1 pseudogene is annotated in these 1,032 nt (G+C 44.4%); it reads right to left on the bottom strand.

Annotated elements, in window-relative coordinates:
• Positions 1–7: 7 nt before the first annotated feature.
• Positions 8–1,032: pseudogene (locus RH88_RS00100) on the bottom strand (IS3 family transposase); the annotation flags it as partial.

Genomic DNA, 1,032 nt, shown 5'->3' with positions numbered 1-1,032 from the left:
GTAGTGGTCAACTAAAATTGGCCACGGTTTTAGAGTTTTCCCAATATAATCGTTCAGACTCATTAGGAGTTAGACCACCGTTATACTGATGCGGCCTGAGTTGGCAGTAATATCCAATGATGTAACGAGTGATCTCTTGTTGAGCCTCAGCAAAGCTACGATAACCCATCGTTGGAACCCATTCCGTTTTCAGACTTCTAAAGAAGCGCTCCATCGGTGCATTATCCCAGCAGTTTCCTCGGCGAGATAAACTCTGCTTTATTTGAAAACGCCACAGTAATTGGCGGTATTTACGACTGGTATAGTGACTACCTTGGTCGCTGTGGAACATGACACCTTTAGGATTACCACGAGACTCATAAGCCATCGAGAGAGCTTTGCCTGTTAGCTTAGAATCAGGTGATAACGACATCGACCAACCAATCACCTTACGGGCAAAAAGATCGATAACAACAGCTAAATACATCCACCGATTACCCGTCCAAATATACGTAACATCGCCAGCCCAGACTTCATTTGGCGCGGTAACCGCAAACTGACGACCTAAGTGATTTGGAATTTCAATATGTTCTTGTGAAGCCTTCCTGTAGCGATGCTTTGGCTCTTGGCAACTCACTAAACCAAGATTTTTCATCAGCTTAGTCGCTCGGTAACGACTAAGCTTTACGCCCTGGTTTGTGACTATATCTACAATAGTTCTCGCTCCTGCTGAGCCATTGCTTGCAGTATGGGCCTCCCTGACCAAGCTGCGAAGTTTTACTGTTTCAGCATTAATTACCGTTGGACGTTTAAGCCAATAGTTATAACTACTTCGATGAACATTGAAGACTTCGCATAATGTTTTTACGCTGTAGCTCTGCTTGAGTTTCTTGATGATCAAGAATTGTTCAGTGAGTCCGACATCAACAGAGCCGTGGCTTTTTTTAGTATTTCATTATGCTCTTCAAGGCGAGCCAGCTTCTTTTTCAGTTCCCGAATTTCTATTTGCTCAGGGGTCATAGGTGAGGCTTTCGGTGCTTTCCCTTGGCGCTC

The sequence above is a fragment of the Vibrio scophthalmi LMG 19158 genome (assembly GCF_000222585.1).
Classification (GTDB): Bacteria; Pseudomonadota; Gammaproteobacteria; order Enterobacterales; family Vibrionaceae; genus Vibrio; species Vibrio scophthalmi.
The sequence above is the reverse complement of the archived record's forward strand: the minus strand, read 5'-3'. Positions and strand labels throughout refer to the sequence as shown.